The sequence below is a fragment of the Microcoleus sp. BROC3 genome, assembly GCF_036702515.1.
In the GTDB taxonomy this organism is placed as follows: Bacteria; Cyanobacteriota; Cyanobacteriia; order Cyanobacteriales; family Microcoleaceae; genus Microcoleus.
The window spans coordinates 1-2405 of sequence record NZ_JAUBTQ010000152.1; the positions used below are offsets into that span (position 1 = coordinate 1).

The following is a 2405-nucleotide window of genomic DNA, read 5'->3' on the forward strand; positions in this document are numbered from 1 at the left end:
TAGGAGTTACGCATTGACAGAATAACAAAATAGTGCATTGATAAATATAGGTCGTCTACTTTCTAGGTATCGGACAATCAGAGAAATCACGCTTACCATCCACAGCGCAATGCAATCTAGACCTATACACCTTATTTTTACTGTCAGAGCCAAAGTTTGGAGGTTGTAGCAGGTTATCAGAAATATTGGGAGACGTTTCACATTCAGGGTGTGAATCGCTTTTTATTGAGAGAGCGATATGAACCGAAAGATTTATTCAAGATAATAGAGAAAATTATTAACTTGGTAGGAGGAATACTAAGTGTAGACGATACTGTTATAGAAAAGATTTACAGCGACCCGAAAAATGCCGAGTTAATCAGTTATTTTTGGTCAGGAAAAGCCCCTAAAACAATTATTGGCTTAAATTTAATCACTCTATATTACAGCGATATTAATGGTAATTCAGTGCCAATAAATTACAGAATATATGACAAAAAGGAGGGGAAAACAAAAAACGATTATTTTAGAGAGATGGTAAGTGAAATAATAAGCTGGGGAGTCAAGCCAAGAATAGTGACAGGAGACAGTTGGTATTCAGGAGTAGAAAACTTAAAATTTCTAAAAAACCAGAAATTGGGTTTTCTATTCGGAATTGAAAAAAACCGAACTGTCTCAAACGAGCCACATAAGTATTGCCAAGTAAGGAATCTGGTAATTCCAGAGTCAGGATTGAGAACTCATCTGAAAGAATTTGGATTTGTCAAGTTGTAAAGGTGCGACTTTAAAAAAGAAGACTCTAGACATTATATTTTGTATCTTCCAGATGAGGAAAAAATTAAGGATATAACTAGAAATGAATTTATGACACTTCATGATACCCATTGGGGAATTGAAACCTTTCATCGAGCCATAAAACAAGTCTGTGGAATTTGTCGGTTCATGGTTAGAGATACTCAGGCAATCAAGACTCACATCTTTTGTTCACTTCAAGCTTTTGTTAGGCTGGAGTTTATGCGCGTTGAAAAAATAATTAGCAATTGGTATGAAGTACAACGGAATCTATTTACTTTAGTTGTACGTGAGCATATTTTTGCTAATCTTAATAGTAATGGCACGATCTAGGACGCATAGATAATGTTTTTTGTCAATGCGTAAGTCCTACGTTCTTCTTATGCCGTCACTTTTTCGGGCATGACCCTTGATGAATTAGCGGCTTTGCTCAGAAGTCACAACGTCAAAGTTGAGGTCTATTATGCGTCGGAGACAACACTTAACCAATTTCGCAGCCAAGCTAAAGCCAACCTTAACCGTTCCGGCGACTATATAATCGTGAACTACCAACGCTCTGTTTTGGGTCAGGATAAAAGCGGGCATATTTCTCCCCTCGCTGCCTATCATGAACAAAGCGATCGGTTTTTGATTGAAGACGTAGCCAGTTATAAATATCCGCCTGTATGGACTTCTACTGAAAATCTTTGGAAAGCGATGAATACTACTGATTCAATTTCCAAAAAGGCACGGGGCTATCTAGTTGTGCGCCAGTAAAATAGAGAACTAGGCATTGCATAGTTGGGCTTCAACCCTTACTCAAAAATGACAAAACTGCGGGTGCGCTCCAAAATAATTGAAGTATTATGCTATTTTTGATTAGAAAATTATCAGTTTTGGAAAAGCATTATGTCTAAACTTTTTGCCGTTGTTGTAGCAACCATTCCAGAGTATTACGACTACAAAAACGCTCACCCAGAACACGACCCAAATCAGCTAGCTTGGTTTCGCGAGCAACAGGAGAAAGGAATACTGCTGTGAATAAAGCCCGTTTTTTCCCCATGATGGAACGGGGCTTTGGGTGATTCAGGCAGAAAATGTGGAAGAAGCTCAAAAGATTGTTAACAGCAGTCCCCGCGCCCTGGATGGTATGTTAGCAGAATCTACTAGAGTAGTGAAGTGGCAGGTGCATATTGGGTGCGAGCGTTTTGGGGATAGTAAATAGGTAGGAGCTATATATGTTATTCCGATCACTATTGCATACCGCCCAACTAAATATTGACCCGAAAAAGCGCGGTGCAAAGACATATTTATTCCTATCAACCCCAGCGCTTGTATCCTTAACCAAACATATCAAACCCCTGGAGCGATCGCCCGAACCAAACCCTTGACCCCGCTCACCCGCCGCATTAAGAAATACCCCCAACCGGTGCAGCAATGCAGTATTTGCGGCAAACTTTCTGGTATCGGGTCGAGTATACACGCCTGCATGAAGATAGAACGGCACGGCCAAGCCAAAATACTCACTGTGCGATTCGTTTGACCAAAAATAAGGCTTAAAACCCTTATGGGAAGGTCAGTATAGCTGCTCAGGCAGCTAGTGCCAACTGATTGCATTTATAGGTGAGACTCCGTTGAGTCAAGTCCTATCCCTC

The 2405-nt window shown here is 40.2% G+C and carries 3 protein-coding genes and 2 pseudogenes; 4 read left to right on the top strand and 1 reads right to left on the bottom strand.

The annotated features are described in order from the left end of the window. Positions 1-68: 68 nt before the first annotated feature. The 4 genes and pseudogenes from QUB30_RS33325 to QUB30_RS33340 all read left to right on the top strand — a co-directional run bounded on the left by QUB30_RS33325 (position 69) and on the right by QUB30_RS33340 (position 1975). Positions 69-1104 (top strand): annotated as a pseudogene (locus tag QUB30_RS33325) (IS701 family transposase). A gap of 63 nt (positions 1105-1167) precedes the next feature. Then, a pseudogene (locus QUB30_RS33330) lies at positions 1168-1527 on the top strand (phytochelatin synthase family protein); the annotation flags it as partial. Positions 1528-1659: 132 nt separating this feature from the next. After that, positions 1660-1791 carry a hypothetical protein gene (locus tag QUB30_RS33335; RefSeq protein ID WP_333342588.1) on the top strand — a complete coding sequence of 44 codons (132 nt, stop codon included), beginning with the start codon at positions 1660-1662 and terminating at the stop codon, positions 1789-1791. A 40-nt stretch (positions 1792-1831) separates the two neighbouring features. Next, a complete protein-coding gene (locus tag QUB30_RS33340) occupies positions 1832-1975 on the top strand; it encodes a hypothetical protein (RefSeq protein ID WP_333342591.1) in 144 nt (47 codons plus the stop codon). Between the two features lie 128 nt (positions 1976-2103). Here the strand turns inward: QUB30_RS33340 and QUB30_RS33345 are convergent, their stop codons facing one another. After that, entirely contained in the window at positions 2104-2277 is a 174-nt protein-coding gene (locus QUB30_RS33345) for a hypothetical protein (protein ID WP_333342594.1), read from the bottom strand. Positions 2278-2405 lie beyond the last annotated feature (128 nt).